The sequence below is a fragment of the Salifodinibacter halophilus genome, assembly GCA_012999515.1.
In the GTDB taxonomy this organism is placed as follows: Bacteria; Pseudomonadota; Gammaproteobacteria; order Nevskiales; family Salinisphaeraceae; genus Salifodinibacter; species Salifodinibacter halophilus.
Window position 1 is genome coordinate 1 of record JABEEB010000121.1, and the last position, 307, is coordinate 307.

Annotated in this window: 1 protein-coding gene; it reads left to right on the forward strand. The window is 65.5% G+C overall.

Annotation, left to right across the window (positions count from 1 at the left end):
- Window positions 1-118: 118 nt before the first annotated feature.
- A partial coding sequence (locus HKX41_10965) for an FAD-dependent oxidoreductase (protein NNC24651.1) occupies window positions 119-307 on the forward strand: 189 nt, incomplete at its 3' end.

Below are 307 nucleotides of genomic sequence, written 5' to 3' on the forward strand. Positions count from 1 at the left end.
ACACCCAAGGCCTGGTGTGGCGGGTCATGCAATCGCATCCGATGGGCAGAACCACCTACAACTACGGCTATTGGGCCAACGACCCGCCGCCGCTGTCGGCCTATCTGGAGAATCCGGTATGAGCATCCCGACGCCTCCCGGCGGCTTCGACGTGGTGATCGTGGGCGCGGGCATCTCCGGCGCGATCATCGCCTACCAGCTCGGCAAGGCCGGCAAGAAGGTGCTGATCCTCGAAGGCGGGCCGCCGGTGCCCAAGAGCCGCGAGGACTATCTGCAGACGTTCTTCACCGCCAACGCCAAGACCCCC